This is a genomic window from Listeria tempestatis (genome assembly GCF_963575625.1).
GTDB classification, from domain to species: Bacteria; Bacillota; Bacilli; order Lactobacillales; family Listeriaceae; genus Listeria; species Listeria tempestatis.
The window spans coordinates 275,808-292,518 of sequence record NZ_CAUYTK010000002.1 but is presented as its reverse complement, the minus strand read 5'-3'; the positions used below and the strand labels follow the sequence as shown (position 1 = coordinate 292,518).

At 39.4% G+C, this 16,711-nt stretch carries 17 protein-coding genes; 2 read left to right on the top strand and 15 right to left on the bottom strand.

What is annotated here, in order from left to right; genetic code table 11:
• Positions 1 to 4 precede the first annotated feature (4 nt).
• The gene (gene rnjA / locus R8923_RS04155) at positions 5 to 1,672 is read left to right on the top strand and encodes a ribonuclease J1 (protein WP_485871496.1); all 1,668 of its coding nucleotides are present in this window, start codon (positions 5 to 7) and stop codon (positions 1,670 to 1,672) included.
• 45 nt (positions 1,673 to 1,717) lie between these two features.
• Here rnjA and R8923_RS04150 read toward each other — a convergent pair whose 3' ends face one another.
• The 10 genes from R8923_RS04150 to R8923_RS04105 form a co-directional block, all read right to left on the bottom strand.
• Positions 1,718 to 2,377, bottom strand: a complete 660-nt coding sequence (locus tag R8923_RS04150) for a potassium channel family protein (RefSeq protein ID WP_485871495.1) — start codon at positions 2,375 to 2,377, stop codon at positions 1,718 to 1,720.
• A gap of 15 nt (positions 2,378 to 2,392) precedes the next feature.
• Positions 2,393 to 3,034, bottom strand: a complete 642-nt coding sequence (locus R8923_RS04145; protein WP_485871494.1) for a response regulator — start codon at positions 3,032 to 3,034, stop codon at positions 2,393 to 2,395.
• Positions 3,031 to 4,089: a sensor histidine kinase gene (locus tag R8923_RS04140; RefSeq protein ID WP_485871493.1), complete on the bottom strand. Its 1,059-nt coding sequence runs from the start codon at positions 4,087 to 4,089 to the stop codon at positions 3,031 to 3,033. The genes R8923_RS04145 and R8923_RS04140 overlap by 4 nt, the downstream gene beginning before the upstream one ends.
• Positions 4,086 to 4,799 (bottom strand): cell wall-active antibiotics response protein LiaF, encoded by a 714-nt coding sequence (gene liaF / locus R8923_RS04135; protein ID WP_485871492.1) that lies wholly within the window; start codon positions 4,797 to 4,799, stop codon positions 4,086 to 4,088. The genes R8923_RS04140 and liaF overlap by 4 nt, the downstream gene beginning before the upstream one ends.
• Before the next feature lie 104 nt (positions 4,800 to 4,903).
• Complete coding sequence (locus R8923_RS04130) at positions 4,904 to 5,782, bottom strand: CvfB family protein (protein WP_485871491.1); 879 nt, start codon at positions 5,780 to 5,782, stop codon at positions 4,904 to 4,906.
• A 166-nt stretch (positions 5,783 to 5,948) separates the two neighbouring features.
• Positions 5,949 to 6,641, bottom strand: a complete 693-nt coding sequence (locus R8923_RS04125) for a copper homeostasis protein CutC (protein WP_485871490.1) — start codon at positions 6,639 to 6,641, stop codon at positions 5,949 to 5,951.
• A 94-nt stretch (positions 6,642 to 6,735) separates the two neighbouring features.
• Complete coding sequence (locus R8923_RS04120; protein WP_485871489.1) at positions 6,736 to 8,187, bottom strand: PTS transporter subunit EIIC; 1,452 nt, start codon at positions 8,185 to 8,187, stop codon at positions 6,736 to 6,738.
• A 31-nt stretch (positions 8,188 to 8,218) separates the two neighbouring features.
• Positions 8,219 to 8,692, bottom strand: coding sequence for a PTS transporter subunit EIIC (locus R8923_RS04115; protein WP_485871488.1), 474 nt, complete (start codon positions 8,690 to 8,692; stop codon positions 8,219 to 8,221).
• A gap of 21 nt (positions 8,693 to 8,713) precedes the next feature.
• Positions 8,714 to 9,544: a PRD domain-containing protein gene (locus R8923_RS04110; protein ID WP_485871487.1), complete on the bottom strand. Its 831-nt coding sequence runs from the start codon at positions 9,542 to 9,544 to the stop codon at positions 8,714 to 8,716.
• Between the two features lie 61 nt (positions 9,545 to 9,605).
• The gene (locus tag R8923_RS04105) at positions 9,606 to 10,097 is read right to left on the bottom strand and encodes a PTS sugar transporter subunit IIA (protein WP_485871486.1); all 492 of its coding nucleotides are present in this window, start codon (positions 10,095 to 10,097) and stop codon (positions 9,606 to 9,608) included.
• 288 nt (positions 10,098 to 10,385) lie between these two features.
• Between R8923_RS04105 and R8923_RS04100 the strand changes: the two genes are divergently transcribed.
• Complete coding sequence (locus R8923_RS04100; RefSeq protein WP_485871637.1) at positions 10,386 to 11,225, top strand: mechanosensitive ion channel family protein; 840 nt, start codon at positions 10,386 to 10,388, stop codon at positions 11,223 to 11,225.
• 259 nt (positions 11,226 to 11,484) lie between these two features.
• On the opposite strand, the gene R8923_RS04095 is transcribed toward R8923_RS04100, so the two are convergent.
• The 5 genes from R8923_RS04095 to R8923_RS04075 all read right to left on the bottom strand — a co-directional run bounded on the left by R8923_RS04095 (position 11,485) and on the right by R8923_RS04075 (position 16,707).
• Entirely contained in the window at positions 11,485 to 13,191 is a 1,707-nt protein-coding gene (locus R8923_RS04095) for a MucBP domain-containing protein (protein WP_485871485.1), read from the bottom strand.
• Positions 13,192 to 13,713: 522 nt separating this feature from the next.
• Positions 13,714 to 14,340, bottom strand: a complete 627-nt coding sequence (gene pyrE / locus R8923_RS04090) for an orotate phosphoribosyltransferase (RefSeq protein ID WP_485871484.1) — start codon at positions 14,338 to 14,340, stop codon at positions 13,714 to 13,716.
• Positions 14,337 to 15,038 (bottom strand): orotidine-5'-phosphate decarboxylase, encoded by a 702-nt coding sequence (gene pyrF / locus R8923_RS04085; RefSeq protein ID WP_485871483.1) that lies wholly within the window; start codon positions 15,036 to 15,038, stop codon positions 14,337 to 14,339. Before pyrF ends, pyrE begins: the two co-directional genes overlap by 4 nt.
• The gene (locus R8923_RS04080; RefSeq protein ID WP_485871482.1) at positions 15,035 to 15,949 is read right to left on the bottom strand and encodes a dihydroorotate dehydrogenase; all 915 of its coding nucleotides are present in this window, start codon (positions 15,947 to 15,949) and stop codon (positions 15,035 to 15,037) included. The genes pyrF and R8923_RS04080 overlap by 4 nt, the downstream gene beginning before the upstream one ends.
• The gene (locus R8923_RS04075) at positions 15,946 to 16,707 is read right to left on the bottom strand and encodes a dihydroorotate dehydrogenase electron transfer subunit (protein ID WP_485871481.1); all 762 of its coding nucleotides are present in this window, start codon (positions 16,705 to 16,707) and stop codon (positions 15,946 to 15,948) included. Before R8923_RS04075 ends, R8923_RS04080 begins: the two co-directional genes overlap by 4 nt.
• Between the last annotated feature and the right edge of the window lie 4 nt (positions 16,708 to 16,711).

Genomic DNA, 16,711 nt, shown 5'->3' with positions numbered 1-16,711 from the left:
TTTTATGAAATTTGTAAAAAATAATGAAACTGCTGTTTTCGCCTTGGGTGGACTTGGTGAAATCGGTAAAAATACGTATGGCGTACAATTTCAGGATGAAATTATTTTGATCGACGCTGGGATTAAGTTTCCAGAGGACGAGCTGTTAGGGATTGATTATGTCATTCCTGACTATACTTATTTAGTGAAAAATAAAGAGAAAATTAAAGGGTTGTTTATTACGCACGGTCACGAAGATCATATTGGTGGTGTACCTTATTTACTTCGTCAAATTAACATCCCTATTTATGCTGGAAAATTAGCAAGTGCTCTTATTCGTAATAAACTAGAAGAGCATGGCTTACTTCGTCAAGCTAAAATTTATGAATTTGAAGAAGATGATGTTTTTAAATTTAGAAAAACAAGTGTTTCCTTTTTTGGAACAACTCATAGTATTCCTGACACGTATGGAGTTGTTGTTAAAACACCGTCTGGTAACATTGTGCATACTGGAGACTTCAAATTTGATTTCACTCCAGTTGGCGAACCTGCTAACCTGACTAAAATGGCTGAAATCGGAAAAGAGGGTGTGTTATGCCTTTTATCAGATAGTACAAATGCCGAAGTACCCAACTTTACAATGAGTGAGCGTGTTGTTGGCGAAAGCATTAAGAATATCTTTCGGGACGTATCTGGACGGATTATTTTTGCAACATTTGCATCCAATATTTATCGACTACAACAAGTTGTGGAATCTTCACTTGAAACGGGACGTAAAATTGCTGTTTTCGGGCGGAGTATGGAATCGGCAATTGATATTGGTCGTGAGCTTGGCTATATTAAAGCTCCAAAAGATACCTTTATTGAGCCCAACCAAATTAATCGTATCCCAGCAGATGAATTAACGATTCTTTGTACAGGGAGCCAAGGGGAACCGATGGCGGCACTCTCAAGAATTGCAAACGGGACACATCGCCAAATTCAAATACAACCTGGTGATACAGTCGTCTTCTCCTCTTCCCCAATTCCAGGGAATACGATTAGTGTAAACCGTACAATTAACTTGCTTTACCAAGCAGGTGCAGAAGTTATTCACGGTAAAGTAAATAACATCCATACTTCTGGACACGGCGGACAACAAGAGCAAAAATTAATGCTTCGTTTAATGAAACCAAAATATTTTATGCCTATTCACGGGGAATATAGAATGCAAAAAATCCATGCTGAATCAGCAGCAGAGTGCGATGTGCCTCTTACAAACAGTTTCATTTGTGGCAATGGTGATGTGCTTGCTCTAACAAGTGATTCTGCACATGTAGCAGGTAAAATTCAAGCAGCTAGCGTTTATATTGATGGTAGCGGTATTGGCGATATTGGAAATATCGTTTTGCGCGATCGTCGCATTTTATCAGAAGAAGGACTTGTTATTGTGGTCGTATCAATTGATATGGCAAATTCAAAAGTCATGGCAGGCCCAGATATTATTTCCCGAGGTTTCATTTATATGCGTGAATCAGGGAATTTAATTGGCGAAGCACAAGACCTACTAAAAAAACATTTACACAAAGTAATGGGACGCAAAACGACGCAATGGTCGGAAATTAAAAATGAAATTACTGACACGCTTCAACCATTTCTTTATGAAAAAACGAAACGTCGCCCTATGATTTTACCAATCATCATGGAAGTATAAAAAACGAGCGGAGAAAATTCTCCGCTCGTTTTATTTCTATACAAATTACTGGATTTTTTCTTGCAAGCGTTCAATATCATCATCAGATCCAATTACGATGAGAATATCACCATCATGCAAAACAGCTTGTGCTTCTGGCGTGATAATCATTTGTTTATCTCGTTTGATACCCACAATATTTACGCCGTATTCATTTCGAAAATCAAGCTCTTGTAAGCTTTTTCCAAGAAACTTTGGATCAGAAACAGCAATTTCAACGAGGCTATACTCATCCGAAAGCTCCAAGTAATCTAACATGTTTTTTGACACGATGTAATGGGCAATCCTTCGTCCCATATCACGTTCTGGATGGACAACTCGGTCGGCTCCTATTTTGTCGAGCAATTTAGCGTGTTTATCGCTTGTTGCTTTTGCCGTTACGAATTTGACACCCATTTCTTTTAAAATAAGTGTTGTCAAAATGCTAGACTGAATATCTTCACCGATAGAAACTATCACATGTTCAAAATTTCGAATACCTAGTTGGCGAAGTGCGTTTTCGTCTGTTGAATTCGCAATAACCGCATGGGTTGCAATCGACATGTATTCATTGACGCGCTCTTCACTCGAATCAATCGCGAGTACTTCCATCCCCTGCTCTATAAGAGAGCGGCAAATACTTCCACCAAAACGGCCGAGGCCGATAACTGCAAATCCTTCTTTCATTCTAAAAACGCCCTTCTATTCTTGATTTTTAACCAAATCATGTTTAAAAGCATAAATGGCTGCTTGTGTGCGGTCCTGCACGTCTAGTTTTGACAAAATATTGCTGACGTGTGTTTTCACAGTTTTAAGTGTAATAAAAAGCTCGTCGGCAATTTCTTGATTTGATTTTCCTTCTGCGATTAAAAGTAAGATTTCATTTTCACGGTTTGTTAAATCATCATGCAAGTTCTTTTCTGGTTTTGCGGTTAAACGTTGCATCATTTTGCCTGTCACTTCAGGTTCGAGCACGGAATCACCGCCATATGTAGCGCGAATGGCATCGGCAATTTCACTTGCTGTCGATGTTTTTAACATATAACTACTTGCACCCGCTTCTAGTGCGGGGTAAACTTTTTCATCATCAATAAAACTTGTCACAATGATTATCTTTGCTTCCTTCCATTTTTGCATAATTTCTTTTGTTGCCTCTATCCCGTCCATTTCTTCCATGACTAAATCCATTAAAATAATGTCGGGACGAAGGTCCATCGCCATTTTAACACCTTCTAGACCATTTTCTGCCTCGCCAACGACTTCCATATCATCTTGGACAGATAAATAAGCAGATACGCCAATACGCACCATCTCATGATCGTCTACTAATAAAACTTTTATCATTCGTTGTCCACTTCCTTCTCCGCCACTAACGGAATTTTTATCTCTACGCTTGTCCCTTTTTTAGGAAAACTAATTATTTTAATGACCCCGCCAAATTCGGCGACGCGTTCACGCATATTTTGTAAGCCATATGAACCTTGGGACACATTATCCATATCAAAGCCAATTCCATCGTCTACAACTTTTAAAACGGCTAAGTTGTCAATTAAAACAAAACGTACTTCAAGCAATTTTGCTTTTGAATGACGTAGCGTGTTGGAGAGTAATTCTTGTACAATACGGAATAAATGGTCTTCAATTCCTTTTTGCAACTTAATATCGTCAATCTGCCATTCCACTTTAATTGGAAGTTTAGTTGTTAACTCTTTTAAAAGCTGTTCCATACCTTTTTTAAGTGATTTTCCTTCAAGTTGTGTTGGACGTAGATGTAGAAGTAGTGCGCGCATTTCTGATTGCGATTCATTTACTATTGATTCTACCATTTTTAGCTGTTTCTGCAAAATGGGAGACGCGTTATTTTCCACTTGTTCATTTAATGCAGATAAAAGCATCATGGCAGCAAACAATTGTTGGCTGACGGAATCATGTAACTCACGAGCAATTCGGTGGCGTTCTTCTGATAATATCGCCTCTTTTGATTCGCCACTTGTTTCTGCTTTTTCACTTGCAATTTTTTGTGTCAATAACGTTTGAGACTTCATTTTTTCGCGTAGTTGGTCAATTTGCCGATATACTTGTTGTACTTCAACAAAATTTTCCTCATCTTCTTCATGCACTTTTTTTTCTAAATCACCTTGTTCCAGTAAGCGAATGGCAAAATCAATACCTTCAAATTTCTGTTTGATAACGTAACCGGAAACAGCACCAACGATTACTCCAGCAGAAACAGCGGTTAGTGGCACAAAAACGATATATGGTAAATATAAGATTTTTGCTTGGAATAAAAGCTCATACCAACTTAAACTACTTGCGAAATAGTAAATGAGTGTTCCAACGAATGTTGCTCCAAGTAGTAAAGCTGAACAAAGTGCCATTTGGGTTTTCGTATATGTCATAGACGAATCACCTCTAAATCTCCAAATACAACAGATGTGACGATTTTAATTTTTCGTGCTGCGCTATCATAATTATCTGAGTATAGTTTCACTGTATTATTTTGCATCGTCGTACTTTTCTTATCGTATTGTAATTTACCAAAAATGGCAGAGTGTTCTAAACAAATCCCAATATCAAATGGAACTAATAAACGTATTTTCCCAGAAATACCGCGAATCATAATAATGCTCTCCCCTGTTGGCAAGACCGTATTTCCAAGATCAATAATTGTATCACCAATTCCCGTTTGCACATTAATATCTTCCCATTCATAAACAACATCAAGTACACGCTGATTACCAAACCACTGATTACGAATAAAATGATTCGCCTTATCCGTTTTTGATTCTGGTTCACTCGTCTCTAACATAAGTAACTCTGGCGCTCGTTTGCGACCGATATAATGAAAAATCGCAAAAATTCCAACAATCACTAGCCCTACTTTAAACGTAGAAGTAAGGAGAATGGCGATTAAAATAAATACGGCTGCTAAAAATAAACGATTGCGTTGCTTACGTTTTGTTAAATCAGTTTTTCGCGAAGAAAATAGTAAAAGTATCCCTATCGCAAGCATAATTAAAAGTTGCCATTTAAATAAAACTTCTAAACCAATTCCAACAATGACAACAATAAGACCGATAAAAAGCATGGAACTTTCGAATTTTTTCATGACGAACACCTCCTTTTTTGTCTAAATCGAGCCGTTAATAAATTCATTATAAAAAAATCTACTTAACGGAACAAACCGCTATAGCTGTAAGCATGTCTACAACTTTAGTCGGATTCAGAAGGTGCCTGAATGAGTTTCGTAATGAGCCCATCTTCTTGTGTGACTTTTCGCGCTTTCATAAGTGTGCCAATTGCGCGTTTAAACTGGGCTTTACTAATGCCAAACTTAGCGCGAATGGCATCAGGATTAGATTTATCTCCAAATGGCATTTCACCGCCAACGCTATTTAAATAAGTTAAAATCATTTCGGCATCGTCATTTAATACTTCATGTACGCGGCCACGTAAAGAAAGATTTAGTGTACCATCAGGCTTCACGGCAATAACACGCGCTGATACATATTCACCAAGTCTAGGCTCGCTCGTACGTTCACTTTCATGAATAAAGCCAATTGCATAGTTGTCGGTTAACACAAATGAACCAATTTTTAGGAGTTTATAGACTGTACCGGATACATTTTGGTTGAACATATCTTCTTTTGCACGTCTTGAAATGGCTTTATATTCGGTCTCCGAACCAAGCTCTCCCCAAACTCGTTCTTTTTCATCCACCCGAAGAGAAAGCATTAAGCGGTCTCCTTTTTTGGGCCATAGGTGTGTAAGTGCAGGCAGATCATCCATTGAAACAACAATATCTTTTTCAATACCGATATCCATAAAAACGCCTAAATCCTTCCGAACATTGGTGACTGTTCCAAAGCCATAATGGCCAACTTGAACTTTTGGTATTGTGGTGGTTGCTGTTATTTCGTGGTCATAGTCTACATAAATAAACACCTGAATTTCATCGCCTGATGTGAGATCTTGATTTTGGCTATTTCCTTTTTTTAATAACACATGCTTTTCATCTTTTTCTAAAAGAAAGCCAGCTTGTGTAACTTCTTTTACTTTCATCTTTTGGCTTCTGCCAATTAAACTTTGCACAATTTTTGCCACCTTTTCCGTATATTCCTTGGTCTATTATAGCTTATCTTGTCCAAATTAGATAGCTAAAAAACCACCAAAATTGGTGGCTTCTAGCTTGTAAAGAAACTATAAGCGCGATGCAAAACTAATTTGGTTTGGCAAATTAGTTTTTTTGAGCTCACAATTATAAGTTTATAGCTTGCTTTAGTTTCGCTATTTTTTCTTTATCCAGAGAGTTCATAAAAGTGCCATTTTCTCTAGCACCACTTCCTACGTGGTAATCAGTATGCTTTAAGGCATGTTGAAATTTTGTGATATTATCGCTCGATACACCACTTCCGACAAGAATGCGGAAAGAACCCGGATTATGTTTACTATCCTCAATCCATCTTTTTAGACGTGGAAGAGAGTCAAGCGCGCTATTTGTACCTCCGGAAGTCAAAATTTGATCAATCTCTTCCCCGTATCCACGTAGCACTTCATAAGCTTCCTCAATATCAGAAGCCTCTTCAAGAGCGCGGTGAAAAGTAAGTTTTAAATCACCTTTCCAGCTGATCACCTGTTCAAGCAAAGTTGTGTCAATCTTCCCTTCTTTTGTTAAAGCACCGAATACAATACCTTTTGCGCCCACTTCTTTTGCGACTTCGATATCACGTCTCATGGCGCGGATATCTGCTTCATCATATGTAAAGGAAAAACTGTGTGGTCGAATCATCATCATCGCTGGCAGCTTCGAATTTGTAACAATTTCAGAGATAGCACCGTAACTTGGTGTGAGCCCACCTTCACTGATTGCCGAAACTACTTCCATTCGGTCTGCACCAAATTGTTCGGCACGTTTTGCGTCTAGCGCATTTTGAACAATGACTTCTAACACATTTATCCACTCCATTCTTTCTTCATTATCGCCAATTTAATAGGGCATTTCAAGTAAAAAAAAGCGAGGGATTTCCCCTCGCTCACTTACTACTTTATTTCCCAGTAATATCATGCAATTTATCAGCGACGAACTCAACGTCTGCACCGACAATAATTTGAACATTTTCTTTATTAAGTTTGACGACACCACGAGCGCCTGATTTTTTAAGCGCTGGTTCGTTTAGTAAATCAGAATCTTTGACTTGTAAGCGTAAACGAGTTGTACAGTTGTCGACTTTTACAAGATTGTCTGGTCCACCGAGGCCGCCTAAGTAACCGCGCGCCATTTCTTCGTATTTATCGACTTTTCCGCCAACTGGCATTTCGGCTTCAGTTGAGCCAACTGCTGCTGTTGCCGTTTGAACGGCAGCATTTGGCATTTCTGCAGCTAATTCTTCAGCTGTTTCATCCTCACGTCCTGGTGTTTTCAAATTGAACTTCTTGATGATGAAATAGAATAGTACGAAATAAATCAGTGTGAAGATGAGCCCAATTGGGATGAGCTGCCATGCATTATGGCCCTTCGTAAAGTTTAAGGCGAAATCGATTGCCCCGGCACTAAATGTAAAACCAAGTTTTATACCTAAGAAATTAGTTATAAACATCGACACCCCTGTTAAAATGGCGTGGATTCCGTATAGGAATGGTGCGATAAACATGAAGGTAAACTCGATTGGTTCGGTAATCCCTGTTAGAAACGCTGTGAAAGCGAGGGAGAACATCATCCCGCCGACTTCTTTACGATTTTTCTTTTTCGAAGTGAGGTACATCGCAAGCGCAGCTCCTGGAAGACCAAACATCATGATTGGGAAGAAACCAACTTGGAATGTTCCAGCTGTTGGGTCTCCTGCGAAGAAACGGTTAATATCCCCGTGTACCATTTGGCCTGCGGCATCAATAAAGTCGCCATAACCAAACCATAAGTATGTGTTTAAAACGTGATGGAGCCCAGTTGGAATTAATGCGCGGTTCAGTACGCCAAACACAGCTGCACCAAATGAACCAGCACTTGTAATCCAACCATTTAAAGCATCAAGACCATCTTGAATAGTTGGCCAACACCAACCAAATAGTGCAACTAATGCGAGTGCTAAAATGGCATTCACTAAAATAGCAAGATGACGTCCATCAAAGAAATTTTGATTTCCAAAGTACTTTTTGTCATATAAGTAATTGTATAAAATTGGTGCCGTTAATCCGGCGATAAAACCAGCGAAAACGCCCATGTCGATACTATTATTTACACCAATAACACCAAAGTTTAAAATAAAGAATACGAGCGCACCATTTAAGCCGGCAGCTCCGCTATTATCACGAGATAAACCGATGGAAATCCCGATAGCAAATAGTAAAGATAAGAATGTAAATAGTGCTGCTCCCCCTGAGTGGATGAATGGTACATTAAATACATCCTCTGCGCCTAGTCGGTTTAAAAGACCTGCTGCGGGTAATACGGCAATGGGCAGCATGAGCGCTTTTCCGATTTTTTGCAATCCACCTAACATTTCATTTCCTCCATTTCATTTTTCGATATCTTTAGAATATTGCCGCAACGAACGCGCCAATGAATAAGGCTACAATAGATGTTACTATCGGAACAAAACGACGTCCACCGAAAAAGGCAAGCCATTCTGGCAAACGAATATTATAAAATTTATTGTATAAAACGCCTGCTGTTATCCCCATATAAATCCCGCTAATGAAGTTGAAATTCGCTGAGAACTGAGTTGTTGTAAAAACACCATCTTTTGGATAGTTTAGCGATACAACAACGGCTCCGTATACTAACCAACCAACAGCACCTGCAAGAGCTGCAGCTCCGCTTTGGTCTTTTGACATCCCAATCGCGATTCCCATCGAAACGATTAACGGGAACATGAGCACAAGACCATCATAAATGGATTTCATTGCATCCATTCCAGTTTGGCTTGCTATCCAGAAAATGCCCATAATAACAAGGGCGACAACTGGGTATACTGCGCCAATCGCGAATCTTTTTAATACATCCATCTTTATTCCTCCTAAAAAAGTTTAATTTCCCCAAAAACTCCTGAGTCTTTCAATGTGAAGAGCAATATATCCTAATTCCGCATCAGGCAAAGCTTTTTTGTAATCTCTCTCTAAGAGAAGTGCCACCTTTTTTGCGGTATTAAAACTAAATTCAAATTTGGACTTAATCATGTTTAGCATTTCATCGTCCATCGTATGTAATTCTTTCTTCTCTACACGGTTTAAAACAAAACGAAGATGTGTGATAAGTCGCTCATAGGCAATGTCTTGGCCTGAGAGGGAGACGTTAAGTTCTGTCGTAATCATCTCAACCATGCTCGAAATAATGGTGGCTTGACGGACACTTTCATGAATGTCGCCTGAACCTATTTTTGCCGTATGAATGTGAAGCGCAATGTACGCCGCTTCATCAATTGGCATATCGAGGCCAAAACGTTCTTTCACGTGATTAATTGCCCACAAACCAATTTTAAATTCTGCTTCATATAACACTTTAATTTCATTCAAAAGTTTATTTTGTAAAATAATGCCTTCTTTTATTCGTTCAATTGAAAAGGCAAGATGGTCGGTTAGTGCGATATGAATATGCTCACTTAACTTTCCACCTAACGTGGCTTCAGCGTATGAAATAATTTCTTCAGAGATGGCAAAGTATTCTTCGTTGATGCGATTTAATAACTCTTGAAAATGCTCAGCCTCTTCTTGCATGACAAACATTTTTTCAATTTTACTTGGCGAAACAATGTCATTACGTTTTTTATTAAAAGCAATGCCACCCCCAATTGCGATTTTTTCTTGGTCACCATCACGAATAACCACCGCATTATTATTTAATATCCGAATAATTTTCATGTTGGCTCCCCCCAAAATCGCAATTTCAATGCAAGGGAGCCGAAACTCCCTTGCTCATGACTTATTTCAATTTAGAAGTAAAAACTTCTGTCTCGCCGGCAATTGTATTCGTTACCACTTTCCAATCGAAATCAAACTTATCTTCTGCACTATTTGTTACAACCATTGGAATAATTGTGCTGCTCGCATTTTTCTCGATGAAATCTAAATCCGCTTTGATAAGCGCATCTCCTTTTTTCACTTTTGCTCCCATTTTCGTCAACACTTCAAAACCTTCACCTTTTAGCGCAACCGTTTCAAGACCGATGTGGACAAGAATTTCTTGACCAAGTTCTGTGCGAATCCCAAAAGCGTGTTTCGTATCAGCAAGCTGAATAATTTCTCCATCAGCAGGTGCAACAATTGTGCCATCTGTTGGTTTAATGGCAATACCTTCACCCATCATTTTTTGACTAAACACTGGATCTGGTACTTCTTCAAGTGCAACAAAAGTTCCTGTTGCATGTGCGAAAATCGTTTCGTCTTTTTCTTTTTTGAACATCTTCTTAAACATTATTCATTCCTCCTAAGTATGCTTTCTCGCCAATTTGATAAGAAACATAGAAAAAGGCACGGAGGGTGTAATAAACTCGGTAGTAGACCAGCTTCACCTCTCCATGCCTGTTCGTAACAGTAACATGAAAGCATATTTAATGACTTTTTCAAAATCTATAATACCCTTTAAAACAAAAAAATGCAACCATTTTCTTTATTAATTTCACACTTCATTTGTCCCGTTGCTGGATGACGCTCCGTTTGATACAATGGATTAGAATTTAGAAAGAAGGACGTGACACAAATCGTGAATCAGTTTTCAAAATGGTTAAGTACTATTGATTGGGATGCTTTTTGGGGTAATATAATTTCTATTGGTATACGCGTTGCCATATTAGTTGTATTATATTTCATTTTAAAATATGTCGGTCGGAAAATCATTAAAAGTTTTTTTAAAAAATATCGTGCGAATCAAGCGGTTTCGACTGGTCGGGCAGACACGCTTGAGGGCTTGACGTTTAATGTGTATGGCTATGTTTTATTTTTCACCTTTGCGATTTTGATTTTACAAAATTTTATGGACGTGACAGCAATTATTGCGGGCGCTGGGGTGCTGAGTTTGGCGATTGCCTTTGGGGCACAGGGGCTTGTTAGCGATGTGGTGACTGGATTCTTTATTTTGCTTGAACGCCAGCTTGATGTTGGTGATAATATCACGCTTGATGCTGTGAATGGGATTGTGGAAAGCTTAGGTCTCAGAACAACGCAGGTGCGCGATTTTGACGGGACACTACATTTCATTCCTAATCGGCAAATTATGGTTGTAAGTAACCATTCGCGCGGAAATATGCGTGTGCTTGTTGACGTGGCAATTAGTCCAACTGCCGATACAGAAAAAGCGATGCAGATTATTGGTCAAGTTTGTAAACAAATGAAAGAACATAATAAAAACATTGTAGAAACGCCTGTAGTTTTAGGTGTGGAAAATTCGGACGGGGCAAATATGATTATCCGCGTTGTCGGAAAAGCTGTAAACGGCGAGCAATATAATGTAAAACGTGATTTATTGAAAGAAATTCGGGCCGCACTTGTGGCCGGCGGAATTGACCTGCCTCTTCCAACTGTGGTGGCAAATCCGGCAAGGTAAAAGTGAACCTTTTTGTACTAAATTTCTTGAAATAGCAGTATTTTTAAGAACTCCGTAAAACCTTGTAAAAACAAAATAAATTTTATCTGAAAGATTTATCGTGCATCGCTCATAAAAAGTAATTATATAACCCCCCTTAAGTTATGCGATAAAAAGCACAACTTAAGGGGGGGCCTCACCTTGTCCCATTTCTATGGGTTAGACAAATGATAATAGATATTCTTGCTTATAAGAAAAGTTGAATCTATATCCATTAAAATTAACGTTGCGTTTGTTTTCTTCTAAAGAACAAACCAAATGCGCCCAGTACGAGTGCTCCACCGAACAAGATAAGAAGTGGACTGCTTGTATCCCCAGTTTTTGGAAGTTCCATTTTACTAGTTTGATTTTGAGTCAAGTTATTATCACCATTGCCGGTTCCAGTTCCATTTCCAGTTCCATTATTCGTTGCTGGTACACCATCTTTTTCGTAAATAAAGTTAACTGTTTGTGGTTCTTCTGTGAATACGCCAGAAGCATTAGCCGAATCTTGATCAATCAGTTTGTAGCCTTGAATGTCTTCCGCTACAGCTTTATACTGAGTTCCAAGTTCTCCAGAAATCTTTTTAGAAGGAGCAATTTTATTACCATTTTTATCTACAAAGTTGATGGTAACTTCACTTTTTACAGGATCGACAACTTGTTGATATACATAAGTGACTGTTTGTGCTTTATCACTGAAGGTACCTGTTGCATTAGCAGGTGTTTCTTTTAATGACCAACCAGCAATTGTTTTTGCTTCTGATGTATAATCCGCGCCAACATTTCCGCTTAAAGTGTCCGCTGGTGCTAATTCATTTCCTTTTGTGTCCACATATTTCACGGTCACATCCGCTGCTGCTTGAACTTCTGCTATTTTCTTAAATGGAACTTGTAAATTGACATTACCACCATCTTGTTCAAAAGTAACCATTTTACTTAGATTTTCTTGATACGTGGCTTCATCAAATTCATATCCTTCGAAGTTTGCAGCAATTCCATCTAAATCAAAGTCTTCTGGACTTGCCCCAACAGCAGCTTCAAATTGCGCTGCATCTATATCTCCACTCATATACGCAACCATATTACTAAGCACATCACTCCATAATATTTCAGAGTTTAATGTTCCTGGTCTTAAATCATTATATGTGGCATCTTTTGCTAAATCACCAAATGTCACTGTATCTGTTGGTACACCATCTGGATAGGCATATGATAAGTCGAGTGAGGACACTAACTCTTTACATTTACCATCTACGGAATAAAACGAAATACCTACTGTTCCTTTATTTACTGCATTTTGATTATTTGTATACGTGTAAGTGACAGTTTGGTTTGTTTCACCAAATTGTCCATTTTGATTGCTAGGAAGTTTTGTTTCATCTAATGTGTAGCCGTCGATTATTTTTGCTTCTGTCGTATAAGCCGTATTTAAATCTCCTTTTTGTACAGTATCATCTGCAATCTTGGTTCCATTCTGATCAACATATTCTACCGTTGTCGTCGACTGTGTATTCACCGTATATGGATATACTCCACCGTTACCAGCACCATCATAATATTCTAGGCTAAAGCTTCCAGCACCAGCTTTTGTTGGAGTTCCTGAAAGAATTACATCCAAATATTGATAATGAGTCCCATCATCACTTTTAGGTCCGTACACTACCTTATAACTAATTCCATCCATATCGGTTAAAACCACTTTTACATCAGAAACATAACTTCCCCATTCACTAGTGCTTGAAGCTTGGTCTTGAACGTGAAGGGTTTTCGTTACAGGTTCCCCGACTGTTAATGTTAAATCACTAGTAGCAGATAAAGTTTGATTACTTTCTAATGTTGCTGATTTTTTCTCAGAATCCCCTACTTTTGCCGCGCTTACAAGTAACGGTGCTTGAGCAACTAAAGCAGTTGCGAGTGTAATAATACCTAATCGTTTAAAATTCATCTTTTTTCTCCTTTTAAAAATTATTTAGTATAACTTTATGCTTGATTTTGCATATTAAACTATTATTTCGAAAAAAAATAACATACTTAAACGAAAATTACGAACTGTATCCTTTTATTTTCTCTAGATGATATTCATTTTAACTAAGAGACTGTACAGAAAATATATAAATTAGAGCATCTTTCTTTTTTGAATTATATCCCTGTATAATTAAGCTTTTTTGCAACTCATTAGTTTTTATGTCTTTTCTTCTGATAAGTCCATTTGTGTTTTTCTTATCAAAAGTATAGCAAGGAATAAAGAATTCCATTTGTGTAAATTCCCCAGTTTCATTCTTTTTTTGTGACAATTTTTCAAAATCAATAATTTTTGTTATGTTTTGTGATTGTTTTTGCTTATAAAATATTTCTTCCTAAGATTTGAGCAAAAATCCTGTCAATCGTATAGAATTTAGGCCACAAAAAAAAGCATGAATCCAGTAAAAGCCATTTTAAAAGTGTCTTTTACTGGATTCATGCTTTTTTATTTTCCAAATGCTTCTGGATTTTTATTCCATTCTTTTAGAATTTGACGCTCATTTTCTGTGACATAGCCTTCTTCAATGGCGACATCAATTAGTGTTTCGTAATTGGTCAGTGTGACGAGCTTAATATGTGCTTCGCGCAATCGTTTTTCACTAACTGGTAAGCCGTATGTAAAGATTGCGGCGATGCCGAGTACAGTGCAACCGGCTGCTTCAAGGGCTTCTACTGCTTTTAGCGAGCTTCCACCAGTTGAAATAAGGTCTTCGATGACGACAACTTTTTGACCTGGCTCGATTTTTCCTTCAATTTGGTTTCCTTTACCATGTTTTTTTGCTTCACCGCGAACGTATACCATTGGCAAGTTGAGTAAATCGCTTACCCATGCAGCATGTGGAATACCTGCTGTTGCGGTTCCTGCAACAACTTCACAGTCTGGAAATTCAGCTTTAATTTTTTCAGCTAAGTGCATCGCAATCATTTTTCGTACTTTTGGAAATCCTAATGTTAGACGATTATCACAATAAATTGGTGACTTCATACCTGATGCCCATGTAAACGGGTCACTCGGCTGCAAAAAGACAGCCTTTATTTTTAGTAATGCCTCTGCCGTGTTTTTTTCCATCATTCTCCCCACTCCTCTACAATTTTCGCATATGCTTTTTGCGGATTTTCTGCTTGGGTAATCGGACGACCAACCACAATGGCACTCGCTTGCATCTCTCGTGCCGCACTTGGTGTGACGATGCGCTTTTGGTCGTCAGACGCGGCATTTGCGAGACGAATTCCAGGCGTGACACATAAGAAGTCCGGGTGTGTGATTCTTTTAATGTCCAGCGCTTCAAATGCGGAGCACACCACACCGTCAAGACCTGCCTCATAAGCGAGCGAACTATAATGGAGCACTGACTCTAAAAGCGTCGTCTGAATTCGCTGATCATGTTGCATATCCGCCTCACTCGTACTCGTCAGCTGCGTCACAGCAATTAGTTTTGGACGTTTTCCGCCTTGGCTGCCTTTTTCAAGACCAGAAAGCGCAGCCTCCATCATACGTTTTCCGCCCGCAGCATGCACATTCACCATATCGACACCAAGACGGGCGATAACCGCCATCGCGCGCTCCACAGTATTTGGAATATCATGCAGCTTTAAATCAAGGAACACCTCATGGCCTTCAGCTTTAAGCGATTCAACAAAGGCTGGACCAGTCGCATAGAACAATTCCATCCCTACTTTTAGCGCTAACTTCTCTTCTGCTATTTTCGAAAAAAATCCTGCGACTTGTTCCGCTGTACTAAAATCTAGCGCAATAATTGGTTTTGTCATCTACTTGCCCCTTCTTTCCTCAAGTCTTTTAGTGTGCTAATGCCAAGCTCGTCCATGCGAGCAGGAAGCGCGTCAATTAGCTTTGGACAAATATGTGGATCTGTAAAATTGAGTGTGCCGACTGCGACCGCATCCGCGCCGGCAATTAGAAATTCCAACACATCATCCACCGTTTGAACGCCGCCCATTCCAATGATTGGGAGCTGTGTCATTCTTCTGACTTCATGAACCATGCGAATTGCAACAGGCTTAATGGCTGGACCTGACAAACCGCCCGTACCATTTGCAATAATCGGCTTGCGCGTTTTTAAATCAAGACGCATGCCAAGTAGCGTATTAATCATCGTCAAGCCGTCTGCACGGGCTTCAGAAATCGCCTGTGCGATTGCCTTAATATCAGTCACATTTGGCGAAAGTTTGACATAGACAGGTACTTTTGCCACTTCCTTGACTGCCTTTGTCAACCTGTATGCCACTTCAGGATCCGTGCCAAAAGCGATGCCGCCGTGTTTGACATTTGGGCATGAAATATTTAATTCAATCGCTTTGACAGCTTTGGCATCACCAATTTTCGCGCAAACTGTGACATAATCTTCCTCTGTTGCACCCGCCACATTGGCAATAATCGGCGTATCAAATTGTTCGAGGAAAGGCAGTTCTTCGCGCATTACCGCCTCTAAACCAGGATTTTGTAAGCCGATAGCGTTTAACATGCCACTAGGCGTTTCTGCGATTCGTGGCGTGGGATTTCCAAGACGAGGCTCTGGTGTACAGGCCTTGACCATAATCGCACCAAGTTTATTTAAATCAAACAATGTTGCATACTCACGTCCAAATCCGAAACAACCAGATGCTGGCATAATCGGATTTTTTAAGTGTAAGCCGGGAATTTTCACTTCTAAACGATTCATAATTTCACCTCATTTGCGTTAAAAACAGGACCATCTTGGCAAACTTTAAATTGCTTCCCGTCTTCATTTGCCCGCACGACACAGGCATAGCAAGCACCAATTCCGCAAGCCATACGTTCCTCAAGTGAAAGGTAAACTTTGGCACCTTGAAAGTTCGTTTGAACGGCCTTTAGCATGGCGTGCGGGCCACAACTAAAAACAGCCTCAGGCGTCCAGTCGAATTGGTTCGTAATATCCGTCACAAAACCTTTTGTTCCGTATGTTCCATCCACCGTACTAATATGGACCTCGGCAAATTCGGCCATTTCCGCCTCATAAAAAATATCCTTTTCCGCCGAAAAACCATTTACAAACGTTACCGCTGCGCCTAGCGCGTGTAGTTCTTTTCCTAATTGATATAAAGGAGGTACGCCAATCCCTCCGCCAACAAGCAGTACCCGCTTACCCGCTAAATGTGAGTGAAAGGAAAAGCCATTTCCAAGTGGTCCTAAAACATCGGCCAAATCCCCTGCACTCAGCTGTGCCATTTGCCGCGTTCCGTCCCCTTCAACTCGGTAAATGAGTGTACACTCGCTCCGCTCTTTATCATACGCTGCAATACTAATTGGTCGCCTTAAAAGCAGGTCTTCTCGGTTTGGTTTTATCATCAAAAATTGACCCGGTTTCATCTTTAAAACGGCGTCACCGCGAAGCACTAATTCAAAAACGCGGTCGGCGATTTCGGTTTGCTTGACGACTTCCATATTTTTCGCTTCCATGTTT

Coding starts and splice junctions, on each gene's coding strand:
- pyrF (WP_485871483.1), bottom strand. CDS start 15,038: ATGACAAAACCAATTATTGCGCTAGATTTTAGTACAGCGGAACAAGTC.
- R8923_RS04095 (WP_485871485.1), bottom strand. CDS start 13,191: ATGAATTTTAAACGATTAGGTATTATTACACTCGCAACTGCTTTAGTT.
- R8923_RS04115 (WP_485871488.1), bottom strand. CDS start 8,692: ATGGATGTATTAAAAAGATTCGCGATTGGCGCAGTATACCCAGTTGTC.
- R8923_RS04145 (WP_485871494.1), bottom strand. CDS start 3,034: ATGATAAAAGTTTTATTAGTAGACGATCATGAGATGGTGCGTATTGGC.
- R8923_RS04140 (WP_485871493.1), bottom strand. CDS start 4,089: ATGACATATACGAAAACCCAAATGGCACTTTGTTCAGCTTTACTACTT.
- pyrE (WP_485871484.1), bottom strand. CDS start 14,340: ATGATGGAAAAAAACACGGCAGAGGCATTACTAAAAATAAAGGCTGTC.
- R8923_RS04120 (WP_485871489.1), bottom strand. CDS start 8,187: ATGTTAGGTGGATTGCAAAAAATCGGAAAAGCGCTCATGCTGCCCATT.
- liaF (WP_485871492.1), bottom strand. CDS start 4,799: ATGAAAAAATTCGAAAGTTCCATGCTTTTTATCGGTCTTATTGTTGTC.
- R8923_RS04110 (WP_485871487.1), bottom strand. CDS start 9,544: ATGAAAATTATTCGGATATTAAATAATAATGCGGTGGTTATTCGTGAT.
- R8923_RS04075 (WP_485871481.1), bottom strand. CDS start 16,707: ATGGAAGCGAAAAATATGGAAGTCGTCAAGCAAACCGAAATCGCCGAC.
- R8923_RS04105 (WP_485871486.1), bottom strand. CDS start 10,097: ATGTTTAAGAAGATGTTCAAAAAAGAAAAAGACGAAACGATTTTCGCA.
- rnjA (WP_485871496.1), top strand. CDS start 5: ATGAAATTTGTAAAAAATAATGAAACTGCTGTTTTCGCCTTGGGTGGA.
- R8923_RS04080 (WP_485871482.1), bottom strand. CDS start 15,949: ATGAATCGTTTAGAAGTGAAAATTCCCGGCTTACACTTAAAAAATCCG.
- R8923_RS04150 (WP_485871495.1), bottom strand. CDS start 2,377: ATGAAAGAAGGATTTGCAGTTATCGGCCTCGGCCGTTTTGGTGGAAGT.